Source organism: Mesorhizobium sp. DCY119 (assembly GCF_003590645.1).
Lineage (GTDB): Bacteria > Pseudomonadota > Alphaproteobacteria > Rhizobiales > Rhizobiaceae > Mesorhizobium_M.
In genome coordinates, this window is record NZ_CP031834.1 from 638,435 (window position 1) to 653,751 (window position 15,317).

The window sequence follows — 15,317 nt, forward strand, 5'->3', positions numbered from 1 at the left end:
CATGGCCAGGCTTCTGCTCGTAGCACCAACCTGTAATGGCGAGGATGTCGGCGAGGCGTGGGTCGCCTATCAGTGGGCGCGACGCCTCGGCGAGCGGCATGACGTGACCTTGCTGACCTATCACAAGCGGGGAGCCCGGCCTGCGACGCAGCAGCTTCCGGGCATGAAGGTCGTGGAGTGGACCGAGCCGCCGCTGCTTGGCCGCGCCGAGCGGCTGAACAGCATGCTGAAGCCTGGCTACGTCCCGTTCTATTTCCGCGCCAGAAAATGGATACGCCAGGCAATCGCCGAGGGGCAGCATTTCGATCTCGTGCACCAGCCCGTGCCGGTGGCCATGCGCTATCCCTCGCCTGCAGCCGGTCTTGGCATTCCGTTCGTCATAGGACCCGTGGGCGGCGGCCTGTCATCGCCGGATGGCTTTGCCGGCGACGAAGGTTCCGCGCCCTGGTTCATGGCGCTGCGCGGGCTCGATCGGTACCGGCAACAGTGGGATCCGTTTTTGCGCAAGACCTTCAGGACCGCAGACTGCGTGTTCGGAATAGCCGCCTATGTGAAGGAACAGCTGGCCGCAATCCCGCTGCGCCGCTTCGAGGTGATGAGCGAAACGGGTTTGGACGAGATCCCGGCACCGATCGATCGCAGCGGGCGATCCGGAACAATCCGGCTGCTTTACGTCGGACGCCTCGTGCGGACGAAAGGCGCTCGCGACATCATACGCGCCATGGGCATGCTGCGCGATGTTTCAGTCCGGCTGGACATCGTCGGCGAAGGGCCGGAACGAGCGGAATGCGAAGCGCTCATCGGCCAGCTTGATCTCGGCGATCGCGTTGCACTTCATGGCTGGCGCTCCAAGGCCGAGGTCGCGGAATTCTACAAGCAGGCGGACGTCTTCGTTTTTCCGAGCTATCGCGAACCAGGCGGCAACGTGGCACTGGAGGCGATGGGGTTTTCGCTGCCGCTCATCGTCGTCGATCGCGGTGGACCGGGAAGTGCGACAACAGACGCCTGCGCCATAAAGCTGTCAGTCACCACGCCGGAAGCGCTCGCGATCGATATCGCGGCTGCAATCCGAAGGCTGGCGACCAATCCGGCACTGCGGCGCAGGATGGGCGAGGCAGCTCATGCGCATGTCAGGAAAAGCGCTTTGTGGAGCGCCAAGCTCGATCGTGTTGACAGTATCTATGCGCAGCTTATCAGCGCGCGTCGCAAGGACGCCTGATCATCAAACCACCGGCGCTGTCTCTATAGAGTGAGTGCGGCACGCAGCGCTGCTCGATGCCCCGGTCCGAATGTGAATCGCATGGTCTCGCCGACGACTATGCTCAGCCGGAACAAGGCCGTGGAAAGACGCCCGTGATGGCGGCGATAATAGCGAATCCGGTTTTTCGTCATCAGTGCCGAGAGGAACGGATTGTCGTGATATTCGCCGCCGATATGAACGACCTGCGCCTGTGGGTGATACACCACTGACAGGCCGCTTCGGCGGACCCTCTCCAGATAATCGACTTCTTCGCTGTAGAGGAAGAATGACTCGTCCCATTCACCGACGACCCGACGCGCTCGGGCTCCAACAAGCAGGGCGGCACCCGTCGCCCATTCGACGACGCCGCCGCGATCGTAGATCGCCGGATCATCGACGATCTCGCCTGCGCCTATGCGTGCGGCAAACGTCGTTCCCAGCAGCGCGTCCGACCATGCCGTCTTCATCGACGGTTCGCGCCGAAGCGACAAAGCCGTCGTACCATCCTCGTGGAGGATCTGCGGCACGACTATGCCCGCCTTGGGGTCTGACAGTCTTTTGCTGAGCAGGCGCACGGAACCTGGCAGAAGCCGGACATCGGGATTGAGGATCAGGACGTCCACTTCGGATCCGACTATCGCCGTCGCGGCGTTGATGCCGGCAGCGTAGCCGGCGTTCCGGCCCATCCTGATCACCCTCGGATGGGTCGGATGGGCTAGCGCGATATCGACCGACGCATCGTGAGAATCATTGTCGACGATGATGATCTCATGACGGCTGATCCCGGCCAGTCCATCAGGGATCGAGTCGAGCAGACCGGGCAGGACCTTGGCGCTGTTGTAGGTGACGACCACCACGGCAACGCCAGCCGTGTCATCCACGGCGGCAGGCGCAAGGATCGATGCAGGTTCAGTCGGTCCGTCCATTTGCATTCACCCAGACTCTTGGCTTCGAGACGCCGAAATACAGGGAAATTCTGCCGGATATTTTGCAGGAATATCAGCACAATGAAAGTCTACATGAGGTGGTGAACTTAGAGGTACACCAACAAGCTCTTTCAGCCATGGAGCTGACTCCGATGATACTAACCATAGTCCTATCGGAGTAGGTCGAACGCTCCAGTACAGGTCCGGAAAACGGCTCCGTAAGTCTTTCAGGGCGATAGAATATTTCTTCAGATTTTCTAGCATCGGTCTGTGTCTCGGCGTGGCGGGACTGTGAAGCGTCAGCTCATCGCCGTGCCTTTCAACTGTAACCGCCAGTGCCCTCGGGCACATGGAGAAACCCTCGTGCAGTGGCCGAAAGGTCGACGCACGCAAGATCGAGAGGCCGTCGGCAAGCCGCATGAACCCGCAGCCAAATCTTACCGGACCCGTCGAAGTTTTCCCCATCGACCGTCTTCAGGCGCTCGACGCCGAATCCCGCGCAACCCGGGCGCGGACAGAGCAACTCATCGAGCTGGCCAAGAAGGGCCTGCCGCAGATGTTTGCGCATGGCGCATTCGTTCACACCGTTCGCGAGGTCAAGACAGCATCAGGCCGGAGTGTCCGTCCCGAGGGCGACAGCCTGCGTTATGCGGCAAATGTCGCGTCGGGACTGGCCTTCGTGGATGAGGCCGTGCAGTGTCATATCCTCGAAGGCGCGACCGCCGCGGATCTGGCGCTGAATTGCGCACGGCGCGCGGAGAAATCCAAGGATCCCGGCGCGGTCGCACTCTGCGCCTGGGCCGCGGCAGAGGTGGCCGATGTCTATGCCACGCCGCTGTTGAAGCGCTTGACTGCTCTGCTCGAGTCCGAAGAGACGATTGCCACGGTGGATTGTTCCTGGACGCTGATTGCCGCCCTTGCGGCGCGTCACCTTGGCGACACCGAGCATTTGACCACGCTTGCGGCCAACCGCCTGATGGGCGGGCAAGGCGCGACCGGGCTTTTCCCGCATATGCTGCCCGCCGTTTCCAATGGCCGGCTGCGTGCTCACATCGGATGCTTTGCCGATCAGGTTTACTCGACGCAGGGGCTTGCCCGCCTGTCTGTGGCCAAGAACGATCCGACAGCGCTGGCCGCAGCCGAAGCATCGGGCGGGCGCATCGCTCACCTCCAGGGTCCAGCCGGTCAATGGTGGTGGCACTATGACACGCGCGACGGAAGCGTCGTCGAGGGGTACCCCGTCTACAGCGTGCATCAGCATGCGATGGGACCAATGGCCCTGCTCGACCTGCGCGAGGCCGGCGGCACCGATCATATGAAGTCGGTGGCCAAGGGATTGCGCTGGCTGGACGAACACCCCGAGGTCGACGTTCCGATGGTGTCCGAAGAGGACGGCGTGATCTGGAGAAAGGTCGCGCGCCGCGAACCGAAAAAGGCTGTCAGGGCAATTTCGGCACTCACCACGGGGCTCAAGCGCGGCTTCCACCTGCCAGGGCTCGACATCATGTTTCCGCCAAGCCGCGTCGACTACGAGTGCCGTCCGTATGAACTCGGCTGGATGCTCTATGCGTGGCTCTCAGGCGGTGTCGTCGAGCGGTTGCGCAACAGCGCAGTCCGTGGCGGCAGGTGACAGACCAGGGAGTATTCAACATGCCGACCGAGCAGCAATTGTTATTCGGGCTCTATCTCGAGCCGCTGCGGATGGATGAGGTGATCCAGCGCTGCCACACGGCTCTGGTGACGAGGAGCAAGCTGCTGCTCGGCGTGCTCAACGCGGCCAAGGTAGTCAATCTGCGCAGCGACGCGCTTTTGCGAGACTCGCTTTTGGAGTGCAATATGCTGCTTGCAGATGGACAGTCCATCGTCTGGGCGAGCAGGTTGCTCGGGCGCCCCCTGCCCGAGCGGATCGCCGGCATCGACATCTTCGAACAACTGCTAGCGCTGGCACACCGCGAAGGCCGCTCCATCTATCTTCTCGGCGCCCAGCCCGATGTCTTGCGGATGCTCGAGACGCGTTTGCAGGAGCGGTTTCCGGGCCTGAAGGTGGCTGGCCGGCATGACGGTTATTTCAAGGCCAACGAGTCCGCCGCCATAGCAGCCGAGATACGGGCCTCCGGAGCCGACATGCTGTTCCTTGGCATGGCTTCGCCGAAGAAGGAGATATTCCTCGGCTCCTATGGGGCAACGCTGAATGTTCCGATACTTCACGGCGTCGGCGGCTCGTTCGACATCCTCGCAGGGATCACCCGGCGCGCGCCGGCGATCTGGCAGCGCGCAGGGATGGAGTGGGCCTACCGGCTGCTGCAGGAGCCGCGCCGCCTGTGGTGGCGGTATCTGAAGACGAACACCGCCTTCCTGCTGCTTACTGCCCGCGAACTGGTTCATCCCGCTCGCGCTTTCCGGCCGACAAGGTCGATCACCGGCGGCGGCACATTGGCTGCCAGCCGTCAAAACCAGTAACCAGGCGGGCGTGGGGCTCCTTTGATGAATGAAGTTTTTTCCGGTCGATTGGCCATAGTCGGGATGGGGTATATTGGCCTGCCCACCGCCGTCGTTCTGGCGACGCGCGGCATCGACGTGATCGGCGTCGACATCAATCCTGCAACGGTTGCCGCGGTATCGCGTGGCGAGGTTCCCTTCGTTGAGCCGGATCTGGCGGTAGCCGTCAGCGGCGCGGTCGCCATGGGCCGCCTCTCGGCCACCAGCGAGATGCCCGAGGCGGACGCCTTCATCATTGCCGTGCCGACACCGTTCAACGGTGATCGCACCGCCAATCTTTCCTATGTCCAGGCTGCCGCCGAGCAGATCGCGCCTAAGCTGAGGTCGGGCAACATCGTCGTGCTGGAATCGACCTCGCCGCCCGGAACGACCGAGAAGATCGCCGAATGGATCGGCGCGTTACGGCCCGATCTGAAAATGCCGCATGACGGCGAGACCGGTGCCGATATTTTCGTCGCCCATTGCCCAGAGCGGGTTCTGCCGGGCCGCATCATGATCGAGATGATCACCAACGACCGCGTCGTCGGTGGACTGACGAAGCGCTGCGCCGAGCGCGCCGCATCTATCTATCGGGTGTTTGCGCAGGGCGAAATCCTGCTCACGGATGCCGCCAGCGCCGAGATGGCCAAGCTCGTCGAAAACGCCTATCGCGATGTGAACATCGCATTCGCAAACGAGATTTCGCTGATCACGGAATCGCTGCATATCGACGTCTGGGAAGTCATCCGCTTGGCCAACAGGCATCCGCGCGTCAATATATTGAGCCCCGGTCCCGGCGTCGGCGGGCATTGCATTCCGGTGGACCCGTGGTTCATCGTTGCGGCCGCACCAAAGCTGTCGCCGCTGATCCGCACCGCGCGCGAGGTCAACGACCGGCGGCCGCATCATGTCGCCGAGCAGGTTGCCGAGAAGGCCAAGCGCTTCCGCGAACCGACCATCGCCTGCCTTGGCCTGACGTTCAAAGCCAATGTCGACGACGTCCGGGAGAGCCCGGCCATCGAAGTCGTCGGGCTGATTGCCGAAGCACTTCCCAATGTCGACATATTGCTTGCAGATCCCTATGTGGACTCCCTGCCGTCGATGCTTTCGGGTTATTCGAACCTGCGCATGGAAGGCGCTTACCAGGCCGTCGAGCGCGCCGACATCGTCGTGCTCCTGGTTGAGCACGAACCCTTCAAGGCGATCCGCAACACGCGGCTGGGCGGCAAGGTCGTCTACGACACGCGCGGTGCCTGGCGCTGAGGCCAGGCTTCGTTTCCCGCTGAATAATCGATCCAGCCCTCCGTCGTTACCAACGGAGGGCTGTGTTTTTCGTGGCCTGATCGCACGGATAATCCGGCCAAATCGATTCCGTTGAAGTTGAAAAAAAAAGCCGGCCCATCCCGACATCATCGGAACGGGCCGGCTGTTCACGCTTGACTGGAGGTCAGGCGGCGAAACCGCTGACGACCTGCGCTGCGCGGCGTGGAGATACGCTTTCCTCGATCCGAATCGTCGGATCGAATTCTACCGGAAGATCGCCGATGCCGAAGAAATGCTCGATCGCGCGGACGGAACGTTCGGCGGCGTGCCCGTCGCCATAAGGGTTCACGGCATGTGCCATGGTCTGGTAGGCGGCCTTGCTGGTCAGCAAGGTCGACACCTCGTCGACGATAAGGTCTTCATCGGTGCCGACCAGCCGCACCGTGCCGGCGGATACGGCTTCCGGGCGCTCCGTCGAATCCCGCATGACCAGCACCGGCTTGCCGAGTGACGGAGCTTCTTCCTGAACGCCCCCGCTGTCCGTGAGCACGACGCTGCAATGATACATGGCGCGCACGAAGTCGCTGTAGCCGAGCGGCGCTGTGATCAGCACATTGTCGAGCCCGGCCAAAGGCGGAAGCAGTACCTCGCGGACTGCCGGGTTGAGATGGGCCGGCAACAGGAAGGCAATGTCGGGAAAGGTCCTGGCCAGGCGGGCGATGGCGCGGGCCGTGCGGGCCATTGGCTCGCCCCAGGATTCGCGCCTGTGCGCCGTGATCAGAACGCTGCGACGGCCGTTGATCTTGCCAAGGTCGGGATTTTCGGCCGGCAGATCCCTGGAGACAACATCCAGCAGGGCGTCGATGACGGTGTTGCCGGTGACGACGATGTTGCTCTTGTGAATCCCGTCGCGGAGCAGGTTCTCCCGCGATGTACTGGTCGGTGCCAGATGAACCGCTGCCAGTTGCGTCGTGAGACGGCGATTGGCTTCTTCCGGAAACGGATTGTAGGGGTCGCCGGTTCTCAGGCCTGCCTCGAGATGGACGACCGGAACCTTGCGATAGAAGGCGGCGAGTGCCGCGGCAAAGCAGGTCGTGGTATCGCCCTGGACGAGAACGGCATCCGGTTCTTCGGCCTCGATCACCTTCGAGACGCCGTCGAGCACGCGGCTGGTTATGTCCTCCAGCCGCTGCCGCTCGGTGATGATGTTCAGGTCATGGCTCGGCCGGATACCGAACAGGTCGTTGACCTGGTCGAGCATCGCCCGGTGCTGGCCAGTCACCGCCACAACCGGTTTGCAGTGACGGGAGCGGCTCAACGCATCGATCAGCGGGGCCATCTTTATGGCTTCGGGACGTGTACCGTAGACGATCAAGACCTTGCGCATATCGAAATCCTTCTTCTGCCGGCCCTCATGCGAATGGCCGGGCTGTTGGACTAGTCTGCGAAACCCTGCTTGCCTGGTGTCTCGACCGCGGTTGTCGCGGCCATGTCGAGAAACTGCATCTTGCGGTCGGCGACGACCTGCCGGACGACTTCCTCGTCGACGACGGAAATGTCTTCGGCGAAAGCGTAAACCAGCGCGTAGTCGCAGATCTGGTTGATCACGCGCGGCAAGCCGCGGCTTGCCTGGAAGACGATTTCGCAGGCCGCCGGCGTGAAGATCTCGTGGTCGGCGCCTGCGACCTTGAGGCGATGGGCGATGTAGTCCTGCACGGCCTCGGCAGACATGCCAAAGAGATGAAAATCGGCGGCGACGCGCTGTGCGAACTGCACCATCTTCGCGCGGCTGATGATCTGTCTCAGCTCCGGTTGCCCGACCAGCACGATCTGCAGCAGCTCGTCTCTTTCGCCATTCATGTTGGAGAAGCCTCTCAGTTCCTCCAGCATCTTCTCCGAAAGGTTCTGGGCCTCGTCGAAGATGAGAATGGTGTGGCGCCCAGCTGCGTGCTGCTCCTTCAGGAAGGCCTCGAACTGCGAGAACATCTGGACATAGGACATCCGCCCGGTGATGGGCTGCCCGAGCGACGACAATATCCAGTGGAGCAATTTGCCCCGTTCGCCATGGGCATTCGAGATCAATCCCAACTTGAGGTCGGAAGGTGCGGAACGCAGCAGATGCCAGATGAGCGTGGTCTTGCCGGCACCGACCTCCCCGGTGATGACGGTGATGGGCGCGAAGGTCGCCAGCCCATATTCGAGCATCGCGTAAGCGCGGGTGTGATTTGCCGACCAGAACAGGAAGTCGGTGTCAGGCCGCAGGCTGAAGGGCCGTCCGGTCAGGCCGAAATGTTCGGAATAGATCAGAAAGGTACTCGACATCGCGATCCTGCGAACACTGCCTGCGTCAGTAACCGTATTTCTCGGGTGCGTAGCGACACTTGTTCAGCACCACGCCGAGCACCTTGGATTTCTCCGAAAGATCCCGCTCGCAGATGTCCACTTCGCTGAAGGTGCTTGCCTCCGCGGCCGCAACCAGGATCACGCAATCGACATTGGGCAGGAAAGCCATGACGTCGTCGTTGGCGAGCATCGGCGGAAGATCGAAGATCAGGACGTCGGGCTTGAGTTTCTGCTTGAGGCTTTTCAGCGCCTGCGCCGCCTCCGGGCTCTGCAGCAGTTCAGCGGCAAAGCGGACCGGCCGGCCATTGGCGCCGATGGCTATGTTGTCGCCATATCGGATGAAGACGTCCTCGACCTCGCTGCGGCCGCGCAGGAAACTTTCGATCGAAGGCGGCTCCTTGATCCCAAGAACCTTGCTGACCTGCGGACGGCGCAGATCGAGATCGATCAGAACCGTCCGGCATTCCTTGTGGTGGGCCATGCTGAAGGCGAGGTTCAGCCCGACTACCGTCTTGCCGCAGGCCGGCGTGGGCGAGGTGATCGCGACGGAGGTCCAGTTGTTCTGGCGCAGATACTGCAGGACCTTCGTCCGCAGCATATCGAACTGCGTGTGCGCCAGGTCTGACCGGTTGATCGTGACGAGCCGGGTCTTGGCGAGATGTTTGGGGTCCGGCTTGAGCGAGGGCAAGCTCGCCCACAGCATGTCGCTTCCCATCCTTGCGACGGTCGTGGTCGTCTGATCATTCGCCGGGTCGGAACCCCGCTGTTGCTTGGCCTTCTGCAAGGCTGCGTGAATATGCTCCATCGTCTGTGTTCCCGCACCTCTTGCAGATGGCTCTGCAGTCCCTTGTTTGCCTGTCACGCTAGATCACCCTGCCGCCGTCAAATCCGGAGACAGTCCGTTCGGTCGAAAGCCCGGCTGGACGGTCCTGCCGGTCGATAGGGATCGCGCTGGTGGCCGTCGTCGCGACGAACGCGGCGAACCCTGCGGCCTGTGCCAGCTTTGCCGTCTTCTTTTCGCGTTTGACCGGAATGTAGGAGATCGTGGCGAGCGGCTGGATCTGGAGCGTCCGCACGAGTTCGGTCGGACGGCGTATGCTTTTGTTGAGCAGCTCGAGCAGCACGATCAAGCCGAGGCCAAGCCCGATACCGCCGGCGAAGCCAGCGCCGGCAATGCGCCGCCGATTGGGGCTCGTCGGTTTCTGCGGGGCAACGGCAGGCTCGACAACGGTAAACCGCTCGCCCTTGGCGCTTACTTCGATCTGCTCGCCGGTCGAGGCTTCGGCCGATCTTGCGGTCGCGATGTTGTATTGCGCCTGGATATTCTCGCGGTTGCGCTCGAGCGAATTCAGGATCGTTTCGTTGCGCGGGGTTGCCGTGATCGATTTGGTCAACTCGGCAAGATTTTCCGTTATGGAGGCCTTTTCCTGCGTGATGTATTTCAGCCGGTCGTCTATGTCGGACAGCTGGAGATCAAGCTCGGAGGTGCCGCGCTTGCCCTTTGTCGTGTCGGCGTCGCTGGCCTGTTTTGCCTGCATGCCGTTTTCCAGGGTCTTGATGCGGGCGCGCAGCGCAACGATGTTCGGGCTGTTCTCGGAAAACAAAGCGAGCTGCTCGGAAAGGGTGCGCTGCAGGTCCTGCAGCATCTGCTGTTCCAGGGTGACCGGGCCGGCGCTGACGATGCGGCCGGTGCTTTCGAACAGCTCGACCAGATTGTTGCGCCGGCTGCGCAGGGCCGCTTCCTCGCGCTCGAGCGATTGAAGCCGTTCCTGCTGGTTGTTCTGCTGGTTGCGCCTGAAATCCAGACCGTCCGGAAGAGCGTCCTTGTTGGCGTTCTTGAACTTGAGGATTTCGGCCTCGAGCCGGCTTAGTTCTCCACCGAGGCGAGCAACTTCCTGGTTGAAGAACTGCATGGTTTCGCCGGCCCTGTCGGTGCGCAGGCGAACGTTCATCTGGAGAATCAACTTGGTAAACTCGTTGACGACCTTTGCCGCCAGATCGGCATCGCCGGCAATGAAGGACACGCTGAACACCTTGGCGCCCAGGCTGCCGCTTGGGCCGTCCTTCTGCAGCAACTCGAATTTCGTGCGGCCGCGCATGTCCTCGATGATATCGGCCTGCGGAATTTCAGACGCCTTGTCGCCGTAGATTTTCAGCTTCTCAGCGAGTGCGAGAACATTTTCGCGCGTCATTATCTGCTGTTCGATGATCTGCAGCTGTTCCACCGCGTTGATGGGCACGGTCGAACGGGCAAGGTCCGCGGGGATCTGGGGCGACTCCACCAGAATCTTGGCGCTGGCCTGGAATATCGGCGGCAGATAGAGCGCAAGCGCTACCGCCGCGGTCGTCACAAATGTGGCGATCACCAGGAAGTATGGCAATCTTCGAAGGAAGATCGATAGATAGAAGCGCAGGTCTAGATCGCCCATTGCGCAGTGCCCCAAGCCTGAACATCGGAATATGCCGAGTGCTCATTTACAAACGCGGATGGATTGCTTGATAGATCATCGATAGTGGGTGCGCGGCGCGCGGCTAGACCGTTGATCTAATCCCTATGGGTGGTGGCCCGTTTCCCCTTACGTCTTAAGTGACAGGGACCTCTCGGCAATCTGGCGTTGCGCAGCTCTGCCTGTGAGGCGACGTTGCGGCATCACACCCTGGAACATGCAGGCGCCCTGTTGGAACGGTCGATGATTCCGGCATAACCCGTGCAATCAGGCGCGAACCGGCGCGCATCTGCTCGGTCACTTGAGCGTGAAGATCGGGCTTGTGGTGGGGATGATGCGGAAATCTGCCGGGCTCAACCGGAAACGATCCGACGGAGCAATGGCTGCTCAGGCCGCGCCGAATTGGTCGCGCGCGACGGGAGCCGGTACCTCATGCGAGCTAACGACGCTACCCGTAATCTCGGAGGGCACAAAAGCATGCTCCCGCCGTGGCGCGCCCTGAAGATGCGAGTCCGCCAGCCACAGGGCCAGTTTCATGATCGTGAAGGTCGGGTTGGCGCTGCCTGCCGTCGGGAAGACGGAAGCGCTGACCACAGAGACGTTCGGTACGGCATGGCAACGCAGGTCGGGGCCGACGACGGACTCAGCGGGGTCCGTACCCATCCTGGTCGAACCGGAGGGATGCGCGCAGGCCTCCGCATTGTCGATGATCGGAAGTGCCGGATCGCTGCTTGCAGGCGACCACTCGAGCGGGCAGACGCGATCCATGCCGGAGCGTTCCCAATAACCGGCGATGTGGGAAATCGCTGACCGGAAAGTCCGCTCGTCGGTCTGGGTCGGAGCCCATTCGAGTTGCGCCTTCGGCACGCCGAACCTGTCGCGTTTGTCCGCCAGTCGGATATGATTGCTCCATTGCGGCAGTTGTTCCGCGCAGACCATCAGATGCAGGTCGATGCTTGCCGGAACGAAGAGTTGCTTGCGCAGATAGCGCCAGTAGGCCGAGCGGGCCACCAGGCCCATGTTCTTTGACGCCTGCCACAGATCGTTCGGATCGACCTGGCGCTTCTGAATGCCATGCGCCAGCTTCTTGATATAGCCAAGGGGGCTTTCGGTAAGGTCCATCGCGACATAGGCGAATGCGCTTGCCACTGCGTCGCCGCGTTGCGCAGTTTCGGTGAGTTCAAGATGCAGGTCACGCCGCGTCGCATTGAGGAATCGATAGCCGAAAATGCGATTGGTGAGTGATGGGTTCCGCCGATTTATCGTCGCGACTTCCGATTTCAGATGATCCTGGAAGTATCGGCCGAGCACCCGGCACGAACGAAAGGCGTTGTCGTCGGATGCCGCATTCATCAAAAGCAGTAATCTGGTCGTCTCAATTGTGCCGGCAGCGATCACGAATCGGTCGGCGGACACCTCCAGCTGCTTACCGCTAAAGTTGCGGGCGACGATCCCGCTCAGCCTTCCCCCGGCGCGATCAAGTTTGAACTCGCATACCGTGGCGCCGAGCCATATCTCTATATTCTCCAGCTCTTTCAGTTCATCCTTCAAAAGCGTGAAGACATTGCAGTTCTTGAAGCTTGGTACTTTCGCCCATCTATTGAGAAGTGATTTATCTTCTACCGGGAAATACTTTGAGGTTATCTCATCGGAGATGACGTTTCCGCGGAATGGACCGTCGCCAACCTTGAATATCTTCTCGATTTCATCGTGGTAGGATTCGAGAGGGTCTACCGCAATTGGCCAGCGCTGCTGCTGCAGATAGGGTCGCGCCTCGGTCTCATGCTTCCCTATCGGGATCATGCGGCCGCCCCAGCGGCTTGAAGTCCCGCCGAGCCCCCGGTATCGTCCGGTCAACGCCCTGGAATATCGTTCGGCCGGATCCTCGATCTCGTTGAGCGCGTGGATGGCCGGGTCATAGGAAGCGTATCCGCTTTCAACGACAATAACCCGCTGGCCTTTCTTGGCTACTCTTCTTGCAAAAAGAAGACCGGCGATGCCGGCTCCAATCACGCAAAGTGGAGCGGTCGATCGTGAACAGTCATTTTCCAGTTCGGAGAGGTTGTATATTGACATTCCTCTATGTACGCACACGCGTATCGGTTTGTCGATGCTATCCAAAAGGTTGATATCCTTTGGGAAATTGGTGAATTATTTTAAACGCGAATAGGTGTTACAGGTTGGCGCTAGGCTCGGTCCCGGTCAGGTTCCGGCCAACTGATCGGCATTTCGCGAAAAAGCGGAAATGCTTCGCTACAGGAAACGCTGATGCGATTGTCGCCACGAGTAAGCGTCGTCATCCCCCATCTGAACGAACCGGGGGATCTGCGGCGTTGCCTGCGTGCGCTCGCGGCGCAGCGTGTCGATGGCATCCCGTTTGAAATCATCGTCGTCGACAATGGATCGGCCGAGCTTCCCGTAGCGGTTTGCGCCGCAGTTCCCGGTGTCCGCCTCGAGAGCGAGGCTATTCCGGGACCTGGGCCTGCGCGCAATCGCGGCGCGTCGGTCGCTCAGGCAGAGCTGCTGGCATTCATCGATGCAGACTGCATAGCCGAGCCGGGCTGGATCCGCTCGATCGTGGAATTCATGGATCAGAACCCTCGCGTCGACTTCGTCGGCGGCGACATCCGGATCCTGCTCGCGGATCCGGAGCGCATGACCGCGATCGAAGCCTATGAGAGCGTCTACAGCTATCGTGCCAAGCGTTATGTCGAACAGCACGGTTTTGCCGCGACCGGAAACATGGCCGTTCGCGCGGAGGTTTTCCGTGCGGTCGGACCCTTCGGCGGTATATCCTCCATGGAAGATACCGAATGGGGCCAGAAGGCTACGGCGAAAGGCTACAAGATCGCCTATGTGGCCGATGCAACGGTGCGGACCGCATCCTGCAAATCGTTTGCTGAGCTCACGCGCCGCTGGGACCGGCATATCGCGCACGAATTCCGGCAGATCAAACACGGCGGAATGAGCCTTGTAAAATGGGTGGCGACCAGCGGCATCATTGCCGCCTCTCCCGGTGGCGAGATCATACGCATTCTGCGCTCCGATCGCGTCTCCGGCCTTCGCGACAAATGCCTTGCCCTGGCCTGCCTGACGCGGGTGCGCCTCTACCGGGCCAGACGCATGCTGGGGCTGGCTTTCCATGACAACACCGCCTTGATGGTCGGGTCGTGGAATCGCGAAAACTCCTGAGCCTGCCCGGCTTCTCCTGAATTGATTTCCAGCCATTCCCGGCGCAGCTCGCGTCTGCCCTATCGTGGCGGCTGCTGACCGCTCATCCGTTCTACCTCCCCCGTCTGCCGCACTCATTCGACCGCAGGATCGGCGTTGATCGCGCTCGATTCATTGCTGCTGCGACACAGCCAAACGTCGAGCCGCCTGGGGTATCTGACTCGTCAATTCGGACGAAGCGGAAGGCATCCGGGTTGTCTAGCCCGAATTGTTTAAAGAGGATTTATTGATATCACAGTGAACAGGCGATTAACTTTTGGCAAAAGCGTAGCTGTGCGATTCTCTTCTTTTTATAAAAAGAACAAGTCAGAAGAAATCATCCAAGCAACGGTCAGATACGCTTCCTTTTGATCTTATGACAGCTGGCGAAGAAGATTTTATCTTCGTTCGTGGCGGGGAGATTCTGTATGCTTGAAAGTTATCCCAGATCGCATCTTGGCGATCTGCCAGTCGATGCCGCCCCTTCAAGGTCGGAGATTCGATCAGGCGCGTTCTATCTCGGCGTGAAGCGTATCCTCGACATCGGGGTCATACTGCTTATCGCTCCTCTCGCCCTTACCATCGTCGGCGTCCTGGCGTTTCTCATCCATCGGGATGGCGGCAAGGCCTTCTACGGCCAGAAGCGTCTGGGAAGAGACGGCAAGATCTTCACGCTTTGGAAGCTGCGGTCGATGGTTCCCGATGCCGCGTTGCGCCTGGAAGAATACCTGCAGGACAATCCCGCTGCGCGCCGGGAGTGGGATGGGACACAGAAGCTGAAATACGATCCGCGCATTACCAGGCTGGGTTACTACCTGCGTAAGTATTCCGCTGATGAGCTGCCGCAGTTGTGGAACGTGCTTATCGGCGACATGAGCCTCGTCGGCCCTCGCCCGATGTTCCCCGAACAGCGCCCGCTCTATCCCGGCACCGCCTATTTCAGCATGCGTCCGGGAATGACAGGGCTTTGGCAGATAAGCGAGCGGAATGGGTGCACGTTCGCCGAGCGCGCCACGCATGACACCCGCTATGCGACGAAGATGTCGTTCGGCACCGATATCTGGATCCTGATGATGACGGCGGTCGTGGTTCTCAGAGGCACTGGCCTGTAGGCTTTTCGCAGGTCTCACCAATCATTTTCGGTCTCTTGTTTTGTTGGCCACTGCGCAAGCGGTGGCCAACTGCTTTGTATGGCATGGCCGCTAACAAGCTTCCCGGGGACGTCACCTGCCGCGGGCTCTTGCGGCGACATCGTGCAGGAATTTGGCTAAGCTCGAAGTTATCGATCGGGGCCTTTGAGTCGCGCCGAACGCATTTCAAGTCGGTCGACCGCTTTTTGAAATGACTAATATATCGTTTCAAATACACCGTGGCCGGCATTAGAAAACGGGATGTAGAAACGAGTTATTA

The 15,317-nt window shown here is 60.7% G+C and carries 12 protein-coding genes; 6 read left to right on the plus strand and 6 right to left on the minus strand.

From position 1 onward, the window contains the following. The first annotated feature begins 1 nt into the window (after position 1). The gene (locus DZG07_RS03020) at positions 2 to 1,219 is read left to right on the plus strand and encodes a glycosyltransferase family 4 protein (RefSeq protein WP_119821339.1); all 1,218 of its coding nucleotides are present in this window, start codon (positions 2 to 4) and stop codon (positions 1,217 to 1,219) included. Between the two features lie 23 nt (positions 1,220 to 1,242). Here DZG07_RS03020 and DZG07_RS03025 read toward each other — a convergent pair whose 3' ends face one another. Further along, entirely contained in the window at positions 1,243 to 2,166 is a 924-nt protein-coding gene (locus DZG07_RS03025; protein WP_119814161.1) for a glycosyltransferase family 2 protein, read from the minus strand. A gap of 418 nt (positions 2,167 to 2,584) precedes the next feature. Here DZG07_RS03025 and DZG07_RS03030 point away from each other — a divergent pair, with 418 nt between their 5' ends. The 3 genes from DZG07_RS03030 to wecC are packed head-to-tail and all read left to right on the plus strand — an operon-like array spanning position 2,585 to position 5,907. Then, positions 2,585 to 3,796: a hypothetical protein gene (locus DZG07_RS03030; RefSeq protein ID WP_245429570.1), complete on the plus strand. Its 1,212-nt coding sequence runs from the start codon at positions 2,585 to 2,587 to the stop codon at positions 3,794 to 3,796. A 20-nt stretch (positions 3,797 to 3,816) separates the two neighbouring features. After that, positions 3,817 to 4,626: a WecB/TagA/CpsF family glycosyltransferase gene (locus DZG07_RS03035; RefSeq protein ID WP_091915781.1), complete on the plus strand. Its 810-nt coding sequence runs from the start codon at positions 3,817 to 3,819 to the stop codon at positions 4,624 to 4,626. Between the two features lie 24 nt (positions 4,627 to 4,650). Beyond that, entirely contained in the window at positions 4,651 to 5,907 is a 1,257-nt protein-coding gene (wecC, locus tag DZG07_RS03040; protein ID WP_091915783.1) for a UDP-N-acetyl-D-mannosamine dehydrogenase, read from the plus strand. Between the two features lie 184 nt (positions 5,908 to 6,091). Here wecC and wecB read toward each other — a convergent pair whose 3' ends face one another. From wecB to DZG07_RS03065, 5 genes are all read right to left on the minus strand, one after another. After that, complete coding sequence (gene wecB, locus DZG07_RS03045; RefSeq protein WP_119814163.1) at positions 6,092 to 7,294, minus strand: UDP-N-acetylglucosamine 2-epimerase (non-hydrolyzing); 1,203 nt, start codon at positions 7,292 to 7,294, stop codon at positions 6,092 to 6,094. Positions 7,295 to 7,344: 50 nt separating this feature from the next. Then, complete coding sequence (locus tag DZG07_RS03050) at positions 7,345 to 8,229, minus strand: AAA family ATPase (protein WP_197716833.1); 885 nt, start codon at positions 8,227 to 8,229, stop codon at positions 7,345 to 7,347. A 25-nt stretch (positions 8,230 to 8,254) separates the two neighbouring features. Next, positions 8,255 to 9,055 carry a CpsD/CapB family tyrosine-protein kinase gene (locus DZG07_RS03055; protein ID WP_119814166.1) on the minus strand — a complete coding sequence of 267 codons (801 nt, stop codon included), beginning with the start codon at positions 9,053 to 9,055 and terminating at the stop codon, positions 8,255 to 8,257. 58 nt (positions 9,056 to 9,113) lie between these two features. Continuing rightward, entirely contained in the window at positions 9,114 to 10,679 is a 1,566-nt protein-coding gene (locus DZG07_RS03060) for a Wzz/FepE/Etk N-terminal domain-containing protein (RefSeq protein WP_091915791.1), read from the minus strand. A 405-nt stretch (positions 10,680 to 11,084) separates the two neighbouring features. Further along, the gene (locus tag DZG07_RS03065; RefSeq protein ID WP_119814169.1) at positions 11,085 to 12,773 is read right to left on the minus strand and encodes a GMC family oxidoreductase; all 1,689 of its coding nucleotides are present in this window, start codon (positions 12,771 to 12,773) and stop codon (positions 11,085 to 11,087) included. A gap of 192 nt (positions 12,774 to 12,965) precedes the next feature. On the opposite strand from DZG07_RS03065, the gene DZG07_RS03070 reads away from it, so the two are divergent. Together DZG07_RS03070 and DZG07_RS03075 are read left to right on the plus strand one after the other, a co-directional pair. After that, a complete protein-coding gene (locus DZG07_RS03070) occupies positions 12,966 to 13,889 on the plus strand; it encodes a glycosyltransferase family A protein (RefSeq protein WP_119814172.1) in 924 nt (307 codons plus the stop codon). Between the two features lie 446 nt (positions 13,890 to 14,335). Beyond that, positions 14,336 to 15,019: a sugar transferase gene (locus tag DZG07_RS03075; protein WP_091915797.1), complete on the plus strand. Its 684-nt coding sequence runs from the start codon at positions 14,336 to 14,338 to the stop codon at positions 15,017 to 15,019. Positions 15,020 to 15,317: the final 298 nt, after the last annotated feature.

Excerpts from the sequence above, each read along its gene's own strand:
- DZG07_RS03020 (WP_119821339.1), top strand. The coding sequence starts at position 2 with ATGGCCAGGCTTCTGCTCGTAGCACCAACCTGTAATGGCGAGGATGTC.
- DZG07_RS03025 (WP_119814161.1), bottom strand. The coding sequence starts at position 2,166 with ATGGACGGACCGACTGAACCTGCATCGATCCTTGCGCCTGCCGCCGTG.
- DZG07_RS03030 (WP_245429570.1), top strand. The coding sequence starts at position 2,585 with ATGAACCCGCAGCCAAATCTTACCGGACCCGTCGAAGTTTTCCCCATC.
- DZG07_RS03035 (WP_091915781.1), top strand. The coding sequence starts at position 3,817 with ATGCCGACCGAGCAGCAATTGTTATTCGGGCTCTATCTCGAGCCGCTG.
- wecC (WP_091915783.1), top strand. The coding sequence starts at position 4,651 with ATGAATGAAGTTTTTTCCGGTCGATTGGCCATAGTCGGGATGGGGTAT.
- wecB (WP_119814163.1), bottom strand. The coding sequence starts at position 7,294 with ATGCGCAAGGTCTTGATCGTCTACGGTACACGTCCCGAAGCCATAAAG.
- DZG07_RS03050 (WP_197716833.1), bottom strand. The coding sequence starts at position 8,229 with ATGTCGAGTACCTTTCTGATCTATTCCGAACATTTCGGCCTGACCGGA.
- DZG07_RS03055 (WP_119814166.1), bottom strand. The coding sequence starts at position 9,055 with ATGGAGCATATTCACGCAGCCTTGCAGAAGGCCAAGCAACAGCGGGGT.
- DZG07_RS03060 (WP_091915791.1), bottom strand. The coding sequence starts at position 10,679 with ATGGGCGATCTAGACCTGCGCTTCTATCTATCGATCTTCCTTCGAAGA.
- DZG07_RS03065 (WP_119814169.1), bottom strand. The coding sequence starts at position 12,773 with ATGTCAATATACAACCTCTCCGAACTGGAAAATGACTGTTCACGATCG.
- DZG07_RS03070 (WP_119814172.1), top strand. The coding sequence starts at position 12,966 with ATGCGATTGTCGCCACGAGTAAGCGTCGTCATCCCCCATCTGAACGAA.
- DZG07_RS03075 (WP_091915797.1), top strand. The coding sequence starts at position 14,336 with ATGCTTGAAAGTTATCCCAGATCGCATCTTGGCGATCTGCCAGTCGAT.